Annotated in this window: 11 protein-coding genes; 8 read left to right on the forward strand and 3 right to left on the reverse strand. The window is 48.8% G+C overall.

What is annotated here, in order from left to right; genetic code table 11:
* Positions 1-13 precede the first annotated feature (13 nt).
* The 6 genes from murB to lpxC all read left to right on the forward strand — a co-directional run bounded on the left by murB (position 14) and on the right by lpxC (position 6120).
* The gene (gene murB / locus OEZ43_04970; protein MDH5544921.1) at positions 14-946 is read left to right on the forward strand and encodes a UDP-N-acetylmuramate dehydrogenase; all 933 of its coding nucleotides are present in this window, start codon (positions 14-16) and stop codon (positions 944-946) included.
* 9 nt (positions 947-955) lie between these two features.
* Positions 956-1909, forward strand: coding sequence for a D-alanine--D-alanine ligase (locus tag OEZ43_04975; GenBank protein MDH5544922.1), 954 nt, complete (start codon positions 956-958; stop codon positions 1907-1909).
* Positions 1899-2663 (forward strand): cell division protein FtsQ/DivIB, encoded by a 765-nt coding sequence (locus tag OEZ43_04980; protein MDH5544923.1) that lies wholly within the window; start codon positions 1899-1901, stop codon positions 2661-2663. The genes OEZ43_04975 and OEZ43_04980 overlap by 11 nt, the downstream gene beginning before the upstream one ends.
* Positions 2663-3904: a cell division protein FtsA gene (ftsA, locus tag OEZ43_04985; GenBank protein MDH5544924.1), complete on the forward strand. Its 1242-nt coding sequence runs from the start codon at positions 2663-2665 to the stop codon at positions 3902-3904. Before OEZ43_04980 ends, ftsA begins: the two co-directional genes overlap by 1 nt.
* Positions 3905-3929: 25 nt before the next feature.
* Positions 3930-5081 (forward strand): cell division protein FtsZ, encoded by a 1152-nt coding sequence (gene ftsZ, locus OEZ43_04990; GenBank protein ID MDH5544925.1) that lies wholly within the window; start codon positions 3930-3932, stop codon positions 5079-5081.
* Between the two features lie 124 nt (positions 5082-5205).
* On the forward strand, positions 5206-6120 hold the full coding sequence (lpxC, locus tag OEZ43_04995) for a UDP-3-O-acyl-N-acetylglucosamine deacetylase (GenBank protein MDH5544926.1): 915 nt from the start codon (positions 5206-5208) through the stop codon (positions 6118-6120).
* Between the two features lie 21 nt (positions 6121-6141).
* Here the strand turns inward: lpxC and OEZ43_05000 are convergent, their stop codons facing one another.
* Positions 6142-6594, reverse strand: coding sequence for a DUF721 domain-containing protein (locus tag OEZ43_05000; GenBank protein MDH5544927.1), 453 nt, complete (start codon positions 6592-6594; stop codon positions 6142-6144).
* A gap of 107 nt (positions 6595-6701) precedes the next feature.
* On the opposite strand from OEZ43_05000, the gene OEZ43_05005 reads away from it, so the two are divergent.
* Positions 6702-7625 (forward strand): M23 family metallopeptidase, encoded by a 924-nt coding sequence (locus OEZ43_05005; GenBank protein MDH5544928.1) that lies wholly within the window; start codon positions 6702-6704, stop codon positions 7623-7625.
* A gap of 176 nt (positions 7626-7801) precedes the next feature.
* Positions 7802-10522: a preprotein translocase subunit SecA gene (gene secA, locus OEZ43_05010; protein ID MDH5544929.1), complete on the forward strand. Its 2721-nt coding sequence runs from the start codon at positions 7802-7804 to the stop codon at positions 10520-10522.
* 94 nt (positions 10523-10616) lie between these two features.
* Here secA and OEZ43_05015 read toward each other — a convergent pair whose 3' ends face one another.
* Complete coding sequence (locus OEZ43_05015; GenBank protein ID MDH5544930.1) at positions 10617-11012, reverse strand: cytochrome c; 396 nt, start codon at positions 11010-11012, stop codon at positions 10617-10619.
* 326 nt (positions 11013-11338) lie between these two features.
* Positions 11339-12511, reverse strand: coding sequence for a hypothetical protein (locus OEZ43_05020; GenBank protein MDH5544931.1), 1173 nt, complete (start codon positions 12509-12511; stop codon positions 11339-11341).
* Between the last annotated feature and the right edge of the window lie 5 nt (positions 12512-12516).

The raw sequence follows: 12516 nt of genomic DNA on the forward strand, positions 1-12516 counted from the left end.
AAAGAGGCAGTTTATGGCTTTTAACCAGACATTAGGCAGCACAATGGATCATGAGTTAAATATACGTGGGACTGTGAGTTTTAACGAACCGATGTCCAAGCATACCTCTTGGAGGGTGGGTGGACCGGCGGAGAAGTTTTTCAAGCCGGCAGATATAGACGATGTGTCCGCTTATCTGAAAAGTATTGACCCAAATGAACCCATTCTATTTGTTGGATTGGGTAGCAACCTGCTCGTGAGAGACGGTGGAATTAGCGGAACAGTGATCTTAACCAATGGATTGCTCAACGGTCTGGAGATGATTTCACCGACGCAAATTCGCGCCGAAGCGGGTGTTGCTTGCGGTAAAGTCGCGAGATTTGCTGCAAAAAACAGTCTTACAGGAATCGAATTTCTTGCCGGGATCCCGGGTAGCATGGGCGGTGCGCTACGCATGAATGCGGGTGCCTTTGGCGGAGAAACCTGGGACTGGGTGAGTGCTGTTGAAACCATGGATAGAAATGGCGAACGTCATTTGCGAATACCACAAGAATTTGAAGTTGGATATCGGACGGTAAAAGGCCGAGAAGATGAATGGTTTGTTGCTGCCCACTTGTCATTACAAAAAGGTGATGGCGAAGCAGCGTTATCAAGAATTAAGCAACTGTTGGCGCGCAGAAATGAATCGCAACCGACAAATCTGCCAAATTGTGGTTCGGTATTCCGTAATCCTGAAGACGATTTCTCCGCGAGATTAATTGAATCCGCGGGTTTGAAGGGATTGTGTATAGGCGGTGCCTGTGTCTCGGAAAAACACGCCAATTTTATTATCAACTCGGGAAATGCGCGGGCAATGGAAATAGAACAACTTATCGAAAAAGTCGCAGCGACCGTCGAACAAATCCACGGGATACGTCTAGTGAGAGAAGTTCATATTGTTGGAAATGCCGCCGAGGCAGGAGAGTGATCGAACATGATGACATTTCGTAGCGTCGAAGAATACGGAAAAGTAGCGGTGCTGATGGGTGGTACCTCGGCCGAACGTGAGATCTCTTTGAAAAGCGGCCAGGCGGTACTCGAGGCCTTGCTTAGAAAAGGTGTCGATGCACATAAAGTCGACGCTGCGGATAGCGTAATCGCGGCCCTGCAAAACGGTGGCTATAGCCGGGTATTCAATATGCTGCATGGGCGCATGGGTGAAGATGGGATTATGCAAGGCGCGCTTGAGTTACTCGGTTTGCCGTACACCGGGAGCGGCGTTTTGGGTTCGGCCCTGGGTATGAACAAGCTTCGTACAAAAGAAGTATGGATTGCCAATGATCTACCCACACCGCCCTATGTTGTTATGCGCAGTCGCGCCGATGTCCCGGTTGCGATTGAAAAACTGAAGTTGCCGATATTTGTGAAGCCTGCGCACGAAGGCTCTAGCATCGGCATAACAAAAGCCGGTGACGAGGCGGCTCTGGAAAAAGCCTGGATGACGGCGAATGATATTGACGACACGGTTATCGCGGAAGGATTTATCAAAGGCGCAGAATACACCTGTGCGATTTTAGGGCGCGATGTCTTGCCCCTGATTCGTCTTGAAACGCCACATGAGTTTTACGATTTTCATGCAAAATATGTAGCGAATACCACTAAGTATCATTGTCCTTGTGGGCTCGATGAAGAAACTGAAAAGTCGCTGCAAGCGCTTGCGCTCCGTGCCTTCGATGTGGCTGATGCGCGTGGCTGGGGACGTGTCGATATGATGGTGGCTGAAAATGGCAAGCCCTACTTGATCGAAATTAACACGCTTCCCGGAATGACTGACCACAGTTTAGTCCCGATGGCGGCTAAACAAGCGGGAATCGAATTTGATGACCTCGTATTGCGCATACTCGAATCGAGTATGACCGGTGCGAGTGAAGGAGGATTTGGTGGTTGCTAAGGCAAAACCACAAGTAGAGTTAGAACCGGCTTCGTTTTCGGTGCGCACATTCGCCTATTTGTTGGCGGTGTTGTTGCTGGCTGCGATTCTGGTTTATGCAGTGCAGCAGCTGAGTCGCAGTGATGTTCTGCCTATTACCGAGTTGAGAATCAGTGGCGAATTCAAATACCAGGACGCAGCTGAGCTGAAAGACGTCGTGTCGTCTGCGATGCAAGGCAATTTTTTTACGATTGATGTTGAATCGATTCATCAAAAAGTCGTGCAGCTCCCATGGGTGGACTTTGCATGGGTCGATAGAATCTGGCCAAACGTGTTGCAGGTACGCGTGGTTGAGGAAAAACCTCTCGCGTTATTGCTTGGACATGGATTGATTAATCGTCACGGTATGGTGTTTACATCTGACGTGCCACCGCAGTTGTCTGCAACTGTTCCGAGTCTGGACGGACCAGAAGAGTTGAAACTGAAAATGGTGGAAGAGTTTCAACGTTTGAGTGTGCAGCTACAACAAATAGACGTGGGTATCGCGAGTCTGAGCCTGGATACTCGAGGTTCATGGCGCATGACCTTGAGCAACAATATAGAAGTTGTACTTGGGCAGCAGGGTATGGCGATGCGGCTGCAAAGATTCTTGCGCATATATGGCGATCGCCTGGTGAATGACAAAGATATCAAGCGTATTGATTTGCGTTACGCCAATGGTTTTGTCATCGGTGCTCTTGAAATAGATGTAAATGAAAACGGCTGGGAAAGCTGATGGGAAAGAAACCGGAAAAACAATTATTGGTAGGCTTGGACATTGGAACGTCCAAGGTTGTTGCCATCGTTTGCGAAATTACACCGGAAGGTGATATCGACATCATCGGTCTCGGTTCGCACCCTTCTCGCGGTCTGAAAAAGGGCGTGGTAGTCAATATCGAATCGACGGTGCAGTCTATTCAACGCGCGGTGGAAGAAGCGGAGCTGATGGCAGGTTGTCAGATCCATTCGGTATATACCGGCATTGCAGGCAGCCATATTCGCAGCTTGAATTCGCATGGCATCGTTGCCATACGCGACAAGGAAGTTAACCAGGGCGATGTGGAAAGGGTAATCGATGCGGCACGCGCGGTTGCTATACCCGCAGATCAAAAAATACTACACGTGTTGCCGCAAGAATTTGTTATCGATGAGCAAGACGGCGTACGCGAACCCGTAGGTATGTCAGGCGTACGTTTAGAGGCTAAGGTACATATGGTTACCGGCGCAGTGAGTGCCGCGCAAAACATTATTAAATGCGTTAAGCGTTGTGGTCTGGATGTGGACGACATCATACTCGAACAATTGGCATCGAGTTACGCCGTGCTCACAGAAGATGAAAAAGAACTGGGCGTGTGCCTGGTTGACATCGGAGGTGGAACTACCGATATCGCAGTATTTACCGATGGCGCGATTCGTCACACTGCGGTCATTCCCATTGCCGGTGATCAGGTGACGAGCGATATAGCCGTCGCATTGCGTACGCCAACACATCATGCGGAAGAAATTAAAGTGAGATATGGCTGTGCACTGACGCAGATGGCGAGCCCCGATGAGACCATCGAGGTTCCCAGTGTCGGCGATCGGCCATCGCGACGTCTTGCAAGACAGACACTCGCAGAGGTTATTGAGCCTCGTTATGAAGAATTATTCACTCTGGTGCAGGCGGAATTGCGACGCAGCGGTATGGAAGACATGATCGCTGCGGGCATCGTACTCACCGGAGGTAGCGCAAAGATGGAAGGCGCGATTGAACTGGCAGAGGAAGTTTTTCACATGCCGGTTCGTCTCGGTTTGCCACAAGGCGTGACAGGATTAGTGGACGTGATTCGCAACCCGATTCACTCCACAGGGGTTGGCTTGCTGTTATACGGATTCAAACATCAACATTCGCCGCGTCGTGGACAGGGGTACGGCATGAGCGAAGAAAGCGAAGGTGTGTGGTCGCGTATGAAGTCTTGGTTTCAAAACAATTTTTGATTTGTTGGAGTAAGGAGATAAGGCGATGTTCGAAATAATGGACGCATACTCACAAAACGCCGTCATTAAAGTTGTAGGCGTGGGAGGGGGTGGAGGTAATGCGGTCGAGCATATGTTGTCGGCAAATATCGAAGGGGTAGACTTTATTGCCGCCAATACGGATGCACAGGCCCTAAAAAATTCTTCCGCCAGAACAATTGTGCAGTTGGGTGCGAATGTAACGCGCGGTCTTGGTGCAGGTGCAAACCCTGAAATTGGTCGACAGGCAGCTTTGGAAGACAAAGACAGACTGGCCGATGAACTTCAAGGCGCAGATATGATCTTTATCACCGCGGGTATGGGCGGCGGCACGGGAACAGGCGCGGCGCCTATCGTTGCACAAGTTGCAAGAGATCTTGGAATACTCACGGTTGCCGTCGTTACCAAGCCGTTTCCTTTCGAAGGGCGTAAACGCATGGCCTATGCTGAGCATGGTATGGCTGAATTGGCACAATATGTGGATTCACTAATAACGATTCCCAATGAAAAGCTACTGTCAGTGTTGGGGAAAAACATCAGTTTGCTGGACGCATTTAAAGCGGCAAATGATGTATTGCTCAACGCGGTGCAAGGCATTGCCGAATTAATCACTCGTCCGGGTCTGATTAATGTGGATTTCGCAGACGTTCGCACGGTGATGTCGGAAATGGGCATGGCGATGATGGGCTCTGGTCGTGCCCGTGGTGAAGACCGTGCTCGAGTGGCGGCAGAAACAGCAATCGCAAGTCCGTTGCTTGAAGATGTTCAACTGTCGGGCGCACGCGGCATACTCGTGAATGTGACCGCTGGACTGGATATGTCTATTGGCGAATTTGAAATTGTGGGAAATACGGTTAAAGAGTTTGCATCAGACAACGCGACCGTGGTTGTGGGCACTGTTATCGATCCTGACATGCAGGAAGAATTGCGAGTGACGGTTGTTGCAACCGGCATTGGCGGTGCGGAAAGCACAGAAAAAGTAACGGAAACCGAGCCTATGAAATTGATAAAGAATCGCGATGGAGATGTCGACTATAAGAAGCTCAATCGACCAACAGTTATTCGTCGAAAAAACGCTGAAGAAAGTGCGCGTTCGACGTCACCTGACGATCTCGAGTATCTCGACATACCGGCGTTTTTGCGTCGACAGGCCGACTAAAAGTGTCGTGTTGATGAGACTGTGCGCTAGCGCACAGCTTAATGATTGAATTCTGGCTGCTGGCAGGTTGATGTGCTAACATCGACCGCCTTGCAATTATTGGTTTTGCATCAGGTACCGGTGGATGGTTAGGCAAAGAACGCTGAAAAATGTGATACGAGCAACCGGTATTGGTTTGCACACAGGGAAGAAGGTTTACCTTACCTTACGCCCTGCGGCACCTGATAGCGGCATAACCTTTCGTCGTGTCGATCTCGATCCTGTCGTTAGTATAAAAGCTACTGCTGAAAGCGTAGTGGACACTCGCTTGTCTACAACGCTAGGGCATGACGGTGTTACCGTTTCGACAGTCGAGCACCTGTTGTCAGCCTTTGCCGGTTTGGGTATCGACAATGCTAGCGTTGATGTCAGTGCCGAAGAAGTGCCTATCATGGATGGCAGCGCCGGCCCCTTTGTTTTCCTGATTCAATCCGCAGGAATTTCTGAACAACCCGCGCTAAAGCGTTATGTGAAAATAAAAAAACCTATCTTGGTAGAGCAAGGTGATAAGTGGGCGCGTTTCGACCCGTTTGACGGTTTTAAGGTTTCTTTTTCCATCGATTTCGAGCATCCGGTCATCAAAAAGAGCGGAAATCATTCACAAGTGAATTTTTCAACCACGTCCTTCGTGCGTGAAGTCAGTCGCGCCCGGACGTTTGGTTTTACCCGCGACATAGAAATGCTCCGTTCCAACAATCTTGCGCTAGGCGGAAGTATGGATAACGCCGTCGTGGTAGATGACTATCGCGTACTCAATGCGGACGGACTTCGCTATGAAGACGAATTTGTAAGACACAAGATTTTAGACGCAATCGGCGACCTCTATTTATTAGGGCATAGCCTGATTGGCGAATTTAGTGGCTATAAATCAGGGCATGCGCTGAATAACCAGTTATTGCGCAAACTCATCGAACAAAAGGACGCCTGGGAGGTGATCACCTTTGAAGATGAAGAATCCGCTCCGATTTCCTATGTTCATGCCATCACGTCAAGTGGCTGATTTGCAGTAGCAAGAGTTTTATCAGGTCTTTTTTAGGGTCTGAGAAAGACGGGCGAATGCTCTTTTGAGGTCGGAATCTTCCAGTTCCTCGGAAAATTCGTCTATCGCTGTCAAGGCAGTTGTCCCAGGATTTCTGGGAATGCGTTGATGTTGATTTTTGTTTGTAGATTCATGCGGTGCAATTTTTACCCGAATACTCGAGATCTGAGCATATTCGGGGATCACTGCCAGCCGAGACAGTAGTTGACGCTGTTCATGGTGAAGATGGGTGGCCCAACTAGCTGAATTACAAGTAAAAATAATTTGATTGTCACGGATGTTGGCGACCTGGCACTTACCTTTCAAATGGGGGGGAAGTAATTCGTCAACCTGCTTGCTGAGGCGGGACAGGGCGTCTGCGCGACGAATTAATGCGCCGAAATGGCCCTCTTTTTGACTGAGGATGCTTGTGACTGATTTTGATGAGTTTTTCATGGATAAAATTGTGGACAATATCTCAGTCCAGTGTTTAAGTTATCGTCATTCAAGGACGATAAGAGTTTACAATATATTAGTATGTTGAGTGAGGGAAACAGACTGATATGAGTTTGATTCTTGTTACAAATAAACGTGGCGGTACGGCTCGAGTCCATCTTGGCGGTTTCGTCGGCCTATTGTTGGTTCTGGTTTTGGGATTGCTCATAACCGGATCTGTCTATGTAGGCTCCTGGCTAGAGCGCGATAATGTTGCTCCAGACTCTATGGTTCGTGTGCTGCAGACTGAACTTGCCGTGCAAAAACATGATCTGGCGGCGGTGACGCAATCAGCGGAAGAGAACATGAACGCCCTGGCGATGCGTCTCGGGCAGCTTAAAGCGCATATCGTTCGCCTTGATGCTCTTGGGCAACGTCTGATCGACAAAGCTGAGCTGGATAAAGGCGAATTTGATTTTGAGAGTCCTCCCGCAGTCGGTGGTCCTGCGAATGCAGCCGGTGAACGCGGCAAGGCCATGTCAGTTCCTGACTTTCTTACCGAACTAGACAACTTGTCAGGCCAGGTAGAGCACCGTTCTCTGCAGTTAGGCGTGTTGGAAACCATGCTCATGAACCGTGAGCTTCAGGACGAAGTCTATCCTGCGGGACGACCAGTTAAGCGCGGATGGGTTTCTTCCTATTACGGCTACCGTACTGACCCATTCAATGGACGTATCGCTCACCATGACGGTATCGACATCGCTGGTAAGCATGGCTCGGATATTATTTCCGTCGCTGCTGGTGTGGTGACCTGGTCCGGTAAGCGTTATGGCTACGGTAATCTGGTCGAAATCAACCACGGCAATGGCTATGTTACCCGTTATGGGCATTGCGAGAAGGTATTGGTGAAAGTGGGTCAGATGGTGAAGAAGGGCGAAGAAGTTGCGGAGATGGGTTCTTCAGGCCGCTCCACCGGACCGCACGTTCACTTCGAGGTTATCAAGAATGGCCGAGTGGTCGATCCTATACGCTATGTTCGAGCCTCGCGCTAAATAACAATTATCGGGAAAAAGACCGCCGACAGGCGGTTTCTTTTTTTTGCGCCGTTGAAAATCTCACAAATTGTCGCCATCTCACGCGTATTGCCTGTATCAGCCTATGCACCCGTGCTCAATAACTACTATAATGTCAGGCCTTTAATCCTTAGAACCCGTATTTTGGAACCAACATGCTCAATGTCTTTAAAAAGGTATTTGGAAGCCGTAATGAACGCGAAGTAAAGCGATTCGGCAAGACAGTGGCGAGAATTAATGCCCTGGAGGCCACCATCAGCGCCCTCTCAGACGAGGAGCTCAGGGGTAAGACGGAAGAATTCAAGCAACGCTACCAAAATGGTGAATCCCTGGATGCCTTGTTGCCAGAGGCGTTTGCGGTTGTTCGTGAAGGTGGTAAGCGAGCACTTAAAATGCGCCATTTTGACGTACAGTTGATCGGTGGCATGGTAATGCACGATGGCCGTATTGCAGAAATGCGTACCGGTGAGGGTAAAACCCTGGTGGCGACACTGGCTGCTTATTTGAATGCGCTGTCAGGGAAAGGTGTGCATGTCATCACTGTGAATGACTATCTTGCTACCCGTGACTCTGAGTGGATGGGCAAGTTATATAAATTTCTGGGTTTGAGTGTCGGGGTTATTGTCTCCGGCCAGGATGGCGATACCAAGCGTAAGGCATACGCTGCAGATATTACCTATGGCACCAATAACGAATACGGGTTTGACTATCTGCGCGACAATATGGCCTTTCGCGGCTCCGACCGCATGCAGCGTGGACTGAACTTTGCCATTGTTGACGAAGTTGACTCGATACTCATAGATGAAGCACGCACGCCGCTCATCATCTCCGGTCCTGCGGAAGACAGTTCCGAGATGTACACCAAGATCAATAAACTCATACCGAGCCTGGTTCGCCAGGAAGGTGAAGAAGGCAATGATGGCGATTACTATGTCGATGAAAAAGCCCGACAAGTCTATCTAACAGAGCGTGGTCATGAGACATGTGAAAACATGTTGTATGAAACCGGTTTGTTGCCAGAGGGTGAAAGCCTTTACGACCCGCAAAATATCAGCATGATGCATCACCTCAATGCCGCCTTGCGCGCGCATGCCCTGTTCCAGAAAAACGTCGATTACATCGTCAAGAACAATGAAATCGTGATTGTCGATGAGTTTACCGGTCGCACCATGCCCGGGCGTCGCTGGTCTGAGGGTTTACATCAGGCGGTAGAGGCGAAGGAAGGCGTACACATCCAGCAGGAAAATCAGACCCTGGCTTCCATCACTTTCCAGAATTACTTCCGCATGTATAACAAGCTTTCTGGTATGACCGGAACTGCTGACACAGAAGCCTTCGAATTCCAGCAAATATACGGCCTGGAAGTTACTGTTATTCCAACTAACCGAACAGTTGCGCGGAAAGATCTTGGTGATCTCGTCTATCTCAGTACTCGTGAGAAATTCGACGCGATCATTGAAGATATCAAAGACTGTAATAAACGAGGTCAACCGGTGCTTGTCGGTACGACATCGATAGATGCCTCGGAGTTGTTGTCACAAGCGCTGACGAAATCCAAAGTCACACACGAAGTATTGAACGCAAAACAACACGAACGGGAAGCAGACATCATTGCCCAGGCAGGTAAGCCAGGCTCGGTAACGATTGCCACCAATATGGCTGGTCGTGGAACCGATATCGTGCTCGGTGGGAATCTCGATTCTGAACTTGCCGCGATGGGTGAAAATCCCTCTGAGCAAGAAGTGGAAAGCCGCAAGACTGCCTGGGAAGAACGCCATAAAGCGGTTCTTGAGGCAGGTGGCTTACACGTGATTGGTACGGAACGACATGAATCCCGTCGTATAGATAATCAGCTTAGAGGTCGAAGCGGTCGCCAGGGTGATCCGGGCTCTACACGTTTTTATCTCTCACTTGAAGACAACTTGATGCGTATATTTGCGTCTGATCGCGTTGCGGGGATGATGCAGAAATTAGGCATGGAAAAAGGCGAGGCTATCGAGCATCCGTGGGTGTCCAAAGCCATTGAAAATGCTCAACGTAAAGTTGAAGGCAGAAATTTCGATATTCGTAAACAGTTATTAGAATACGACGACGTTGCAAATGAACAACGTAAAGTCGTTTATTCACAGCGTAACGATCTGATGGACCTGGAAGATATTTATGGGACTATCGAAGAGGTCCGCGGTGAAGTTTTTAATGAAGTGATAAATCAATACATTCCGCCTGAGAGTCTCGACGAACTTTGGGATGTGCCAGGGCTGGAAGATGCGCTGGCACGAGAGTTTGGCAAACAGTTACCTATTGCAAAATGGCTGGAAGAAGATAGCGAACTGTACGAGGAAACGCTTAGGCAGCGTATTGTCGATAGTTTTGTTGAAGAATACGCAGCTAAAGAAGCGCAGGTTGGTGCGGAAAGTATGCGTCAGTTTGAAAAAGCCGTCATGCTTCAGGTACTGGATAATCTTTGGAAAGAACACCTCTCGGCGATGGATTACCTACGCCAGGGCATTCACCTGCGTGGCTATGCGCAGAAAAATCCCAAGCAGGAATATAAGCGTGAGGCGTTTGAACTATTCATACGCATGCTAGACAGGGTGAAGCACGAAGTAATCTCTATGCTGTCGCGCGTGCAAATTTCCTCTGCGCAACACGATATGGAACGATTGCAAGAGCAGCAGGAAAAACCCAGAGAGATGGACTTCAAACATCCCAGTGCACAAACTCCAGTTGGTGCCATGCCTCAAGGCGGGGGTGACGATGCAGGTGATGATAATGCTCAGCCATTTGTTCGTGATGGGCGCAAGGTCGGCCGTAACGAACCATGTCCGTGTGGCTCAGGTAAGAAATTCAAGCAGTGCCACGGTAAGTTAGCCTAATGTAAAAAAAGGCCAGGAAACCTTTCATGGATTTTCTGGCCTTTTTTCTATATCCGAATTGTGTAGCTATAGCGGCTCTATTGATCCCTCAAATCTATTTGATGCCTGCCTTCCGCTGCTCTTGTCTTACGTACGCGATGACATGACCTACATCCTCTGGTGTCGCAGATGGAATAGCAGGCATATCGCCGAAATGCCAATGGTGTGAACGTACGCCGTTTCTTGCCGCCATATAGAACGCCATGTCGCCATGATGTGATGGTTCGTAGAATTTGTGTACGAGCGGCGGCCCAGTGGGACTTCCAAGTGCGTTTTCTCCGTGGCAGCGCTGACAAAGTCGGTTATACACCGCTTTTCCGGTCCCTGGGCTGCCAGTAAAATCGGCTGCGGGAACTGCGGAATGTGAATTTCTGCCGGGTTCACAAGCTGTAAATATTGCGAAACCAAATGCTGTGATCATTAGCAGTAAAAGTTTTTGTTGATAGTTCATTGTGAGCTCTTGGTTGTTAGTTGTGATGGTGATGCATACTAGGTATTTCGGTATTCTGCACTTTACTACAATTCAGTTTCGACGCTGCATCTATCATCAATATTCCCTGTGATGCCAACTTACACTTTTCATTTTGTGTTAAATTGATGGATGTTGAGGGCATTGTGTAATGTCCGTTGTAACCACCTTCTCGCGCTCGTCCGCTGCCGCCGCTAACCATTGTGTTTCTTATATCATTCGGTGTTGTATTTGATAGGCTCATGCATGCGCTACACACGGTTGCTGCAAATACAATTATGATAATTTGTTTCAGGCACATCTTCTCGTTATTGCAATCCATTGCCGTGTTCCAGATTCAGTATAGAATCCCGCTTTCCAATACTATTATTGAGTACTGTGTCCAGATAAAATACGATTCCCATGTTGATCTCGAATACCGTCTGGTGTTTACCTATTGCAGCGTCGTAACGAGAAACACTACCTTGCGCACTGATATCTACACCTTGGCCAATTCGATAGCGAATATTAGGTACCACGCTCCACTGAAGCGCATCGCCTATATCAGGAAAATATTTCGCGCCCGCTGTTATGCTTAGCAACCACCGGGTTAACAATAGCGGACGTTGTGTATAGCGCAATGAGGCGACTAAACTGAAATAATCGACTTGCGCCATATCAGAATAGAACTCGAGTTCTCCGGTGTTGTTTTGCAAGCTTCCCTTATTGGCGATGGCCTGAAATGCACTTGACCAATTGTGTTCGGGATTACGCGTCAGGTTAAATTCCACGCCACTGATCAGCGATAGATTCCAACGACTATTATGAGCGATATTTTGTGCATCTATCATTACCCCGGCTTGTCGTACAAAACCCGAGTAAATCATGTCTACAGAACGCGAATACAGATAGCCGCCGCCTACTGTGTTGTAGTCGCCGTGTCCGGACCGTTCACTCGACCAGATGCCAAATCGTTGCTCAGCGCCAAGTGGATAAAGATCTAAAATGACGCTGGTCGCGTAGAGTTGATCGTTATCATTATTCGTGATGTTTACACCGCCGCTACCGTGGTTTCCATCCTCTCCATTGAGCACGTGGGTGTACTGCAACAAATCGTCATCGCGCATGGTTGGAAACTCGATGAGTGTATTGCGCAATCGGGTGCGCCCCAGTGTGAGTTCAAAATTTCGCGACCACCAGCTTGTGTGTAGCTGATGTACTATCAGACCATGATGCGACTCCTTTATTCCAATTGTCGCTCCGGCAACACCGCCCGTATATAAGTGTTTATCAAAGCCGAGCAGAAACGCAGAATCATCCACCGCTACGCCGGCGAGTTTGCTATCGACATCCCACTTCTGTGTGTAATAAGAGGTAGTAATCACTTTGCCGCCAAGTAACATTCGTGGTAAAACTTCGCGGTCAATTTCCAGTGCGTGGATCGCACTGCTCGAAATCGATAAATAGGTAATGGCCAGGTAAGCTAACGGTCGAAGTTGCAATGTTA

It is taken from the genome of Gammaproteobacteria bacterium (assembly GCA_029881255.1).
Classification (GTDB): domain Bacteria; phylum Pseudomonadota; class Gammaproteobacteria; order S012-40; family S012-40; genus JAOUMY01.

Bases quoted from the DNA above. Each gene is read 5' to 3' on its own strand.
- OEZ43_04975 (MDH5544922.1), top strand. From the start codon at position 956: ATGACATTTCGTAGCGTCGAAGAATACGGAAAAGTAGCGGTGCTGATG.
- ftsA (MDH5544924.1), top strand. From the start codon at position 2,663: ATGGGAAAGAAACCGGAAAAACAATTATTGGTAGGCTTGGACATTGGA.
- lpxC (MDH5544926.1), top strand. From the start codon at position 5,206: ATGGTTAGGCAAAGAACGCTGAAAAATGTGATACGAGCAACCGGTATT.
- OEZ43_05005 (MDH5544928.1), top strand. From the start codon at position 6,702: ATGAGTTTGATTCTTGTTACAAATAAACGTGGCGGTACGGCTCGAGTC.
- murB (MDH5544921.1), top strand. From the start codon at position 14: ATGGCTTTTAACCAGACATTAGGCAGCACAATGGATCATGAGTTAAAT.
- ftsZ (MDH5544925.1), top strand. From the start codon at position 3,930: ATGTTCGAAATAATGGACGCATACTCACAAAACGCCGTCATTAAAGTT.
- OEZ43_05000 (MDH5544927.1), bottom strand. From the start codon at position 6,594: ATGAAAAACTCATCAAAATCAGTCACAAGCATCCTCAGTCAAAAAGAG.
- OEZ43_05015 (MDH5544930.1), bottom strand. From the start codon at position 11,012: ATGAACTATCAACAAAAACTTTTACTGCTAATGATCACAGCATTTGGT.
- secA (MDH5544929.1), top strand. From the start codon at position 7,802: ATGCTCAATGTCTTTAAAAAGGTATTTGGAAGCCGTAATGAACGCGAA.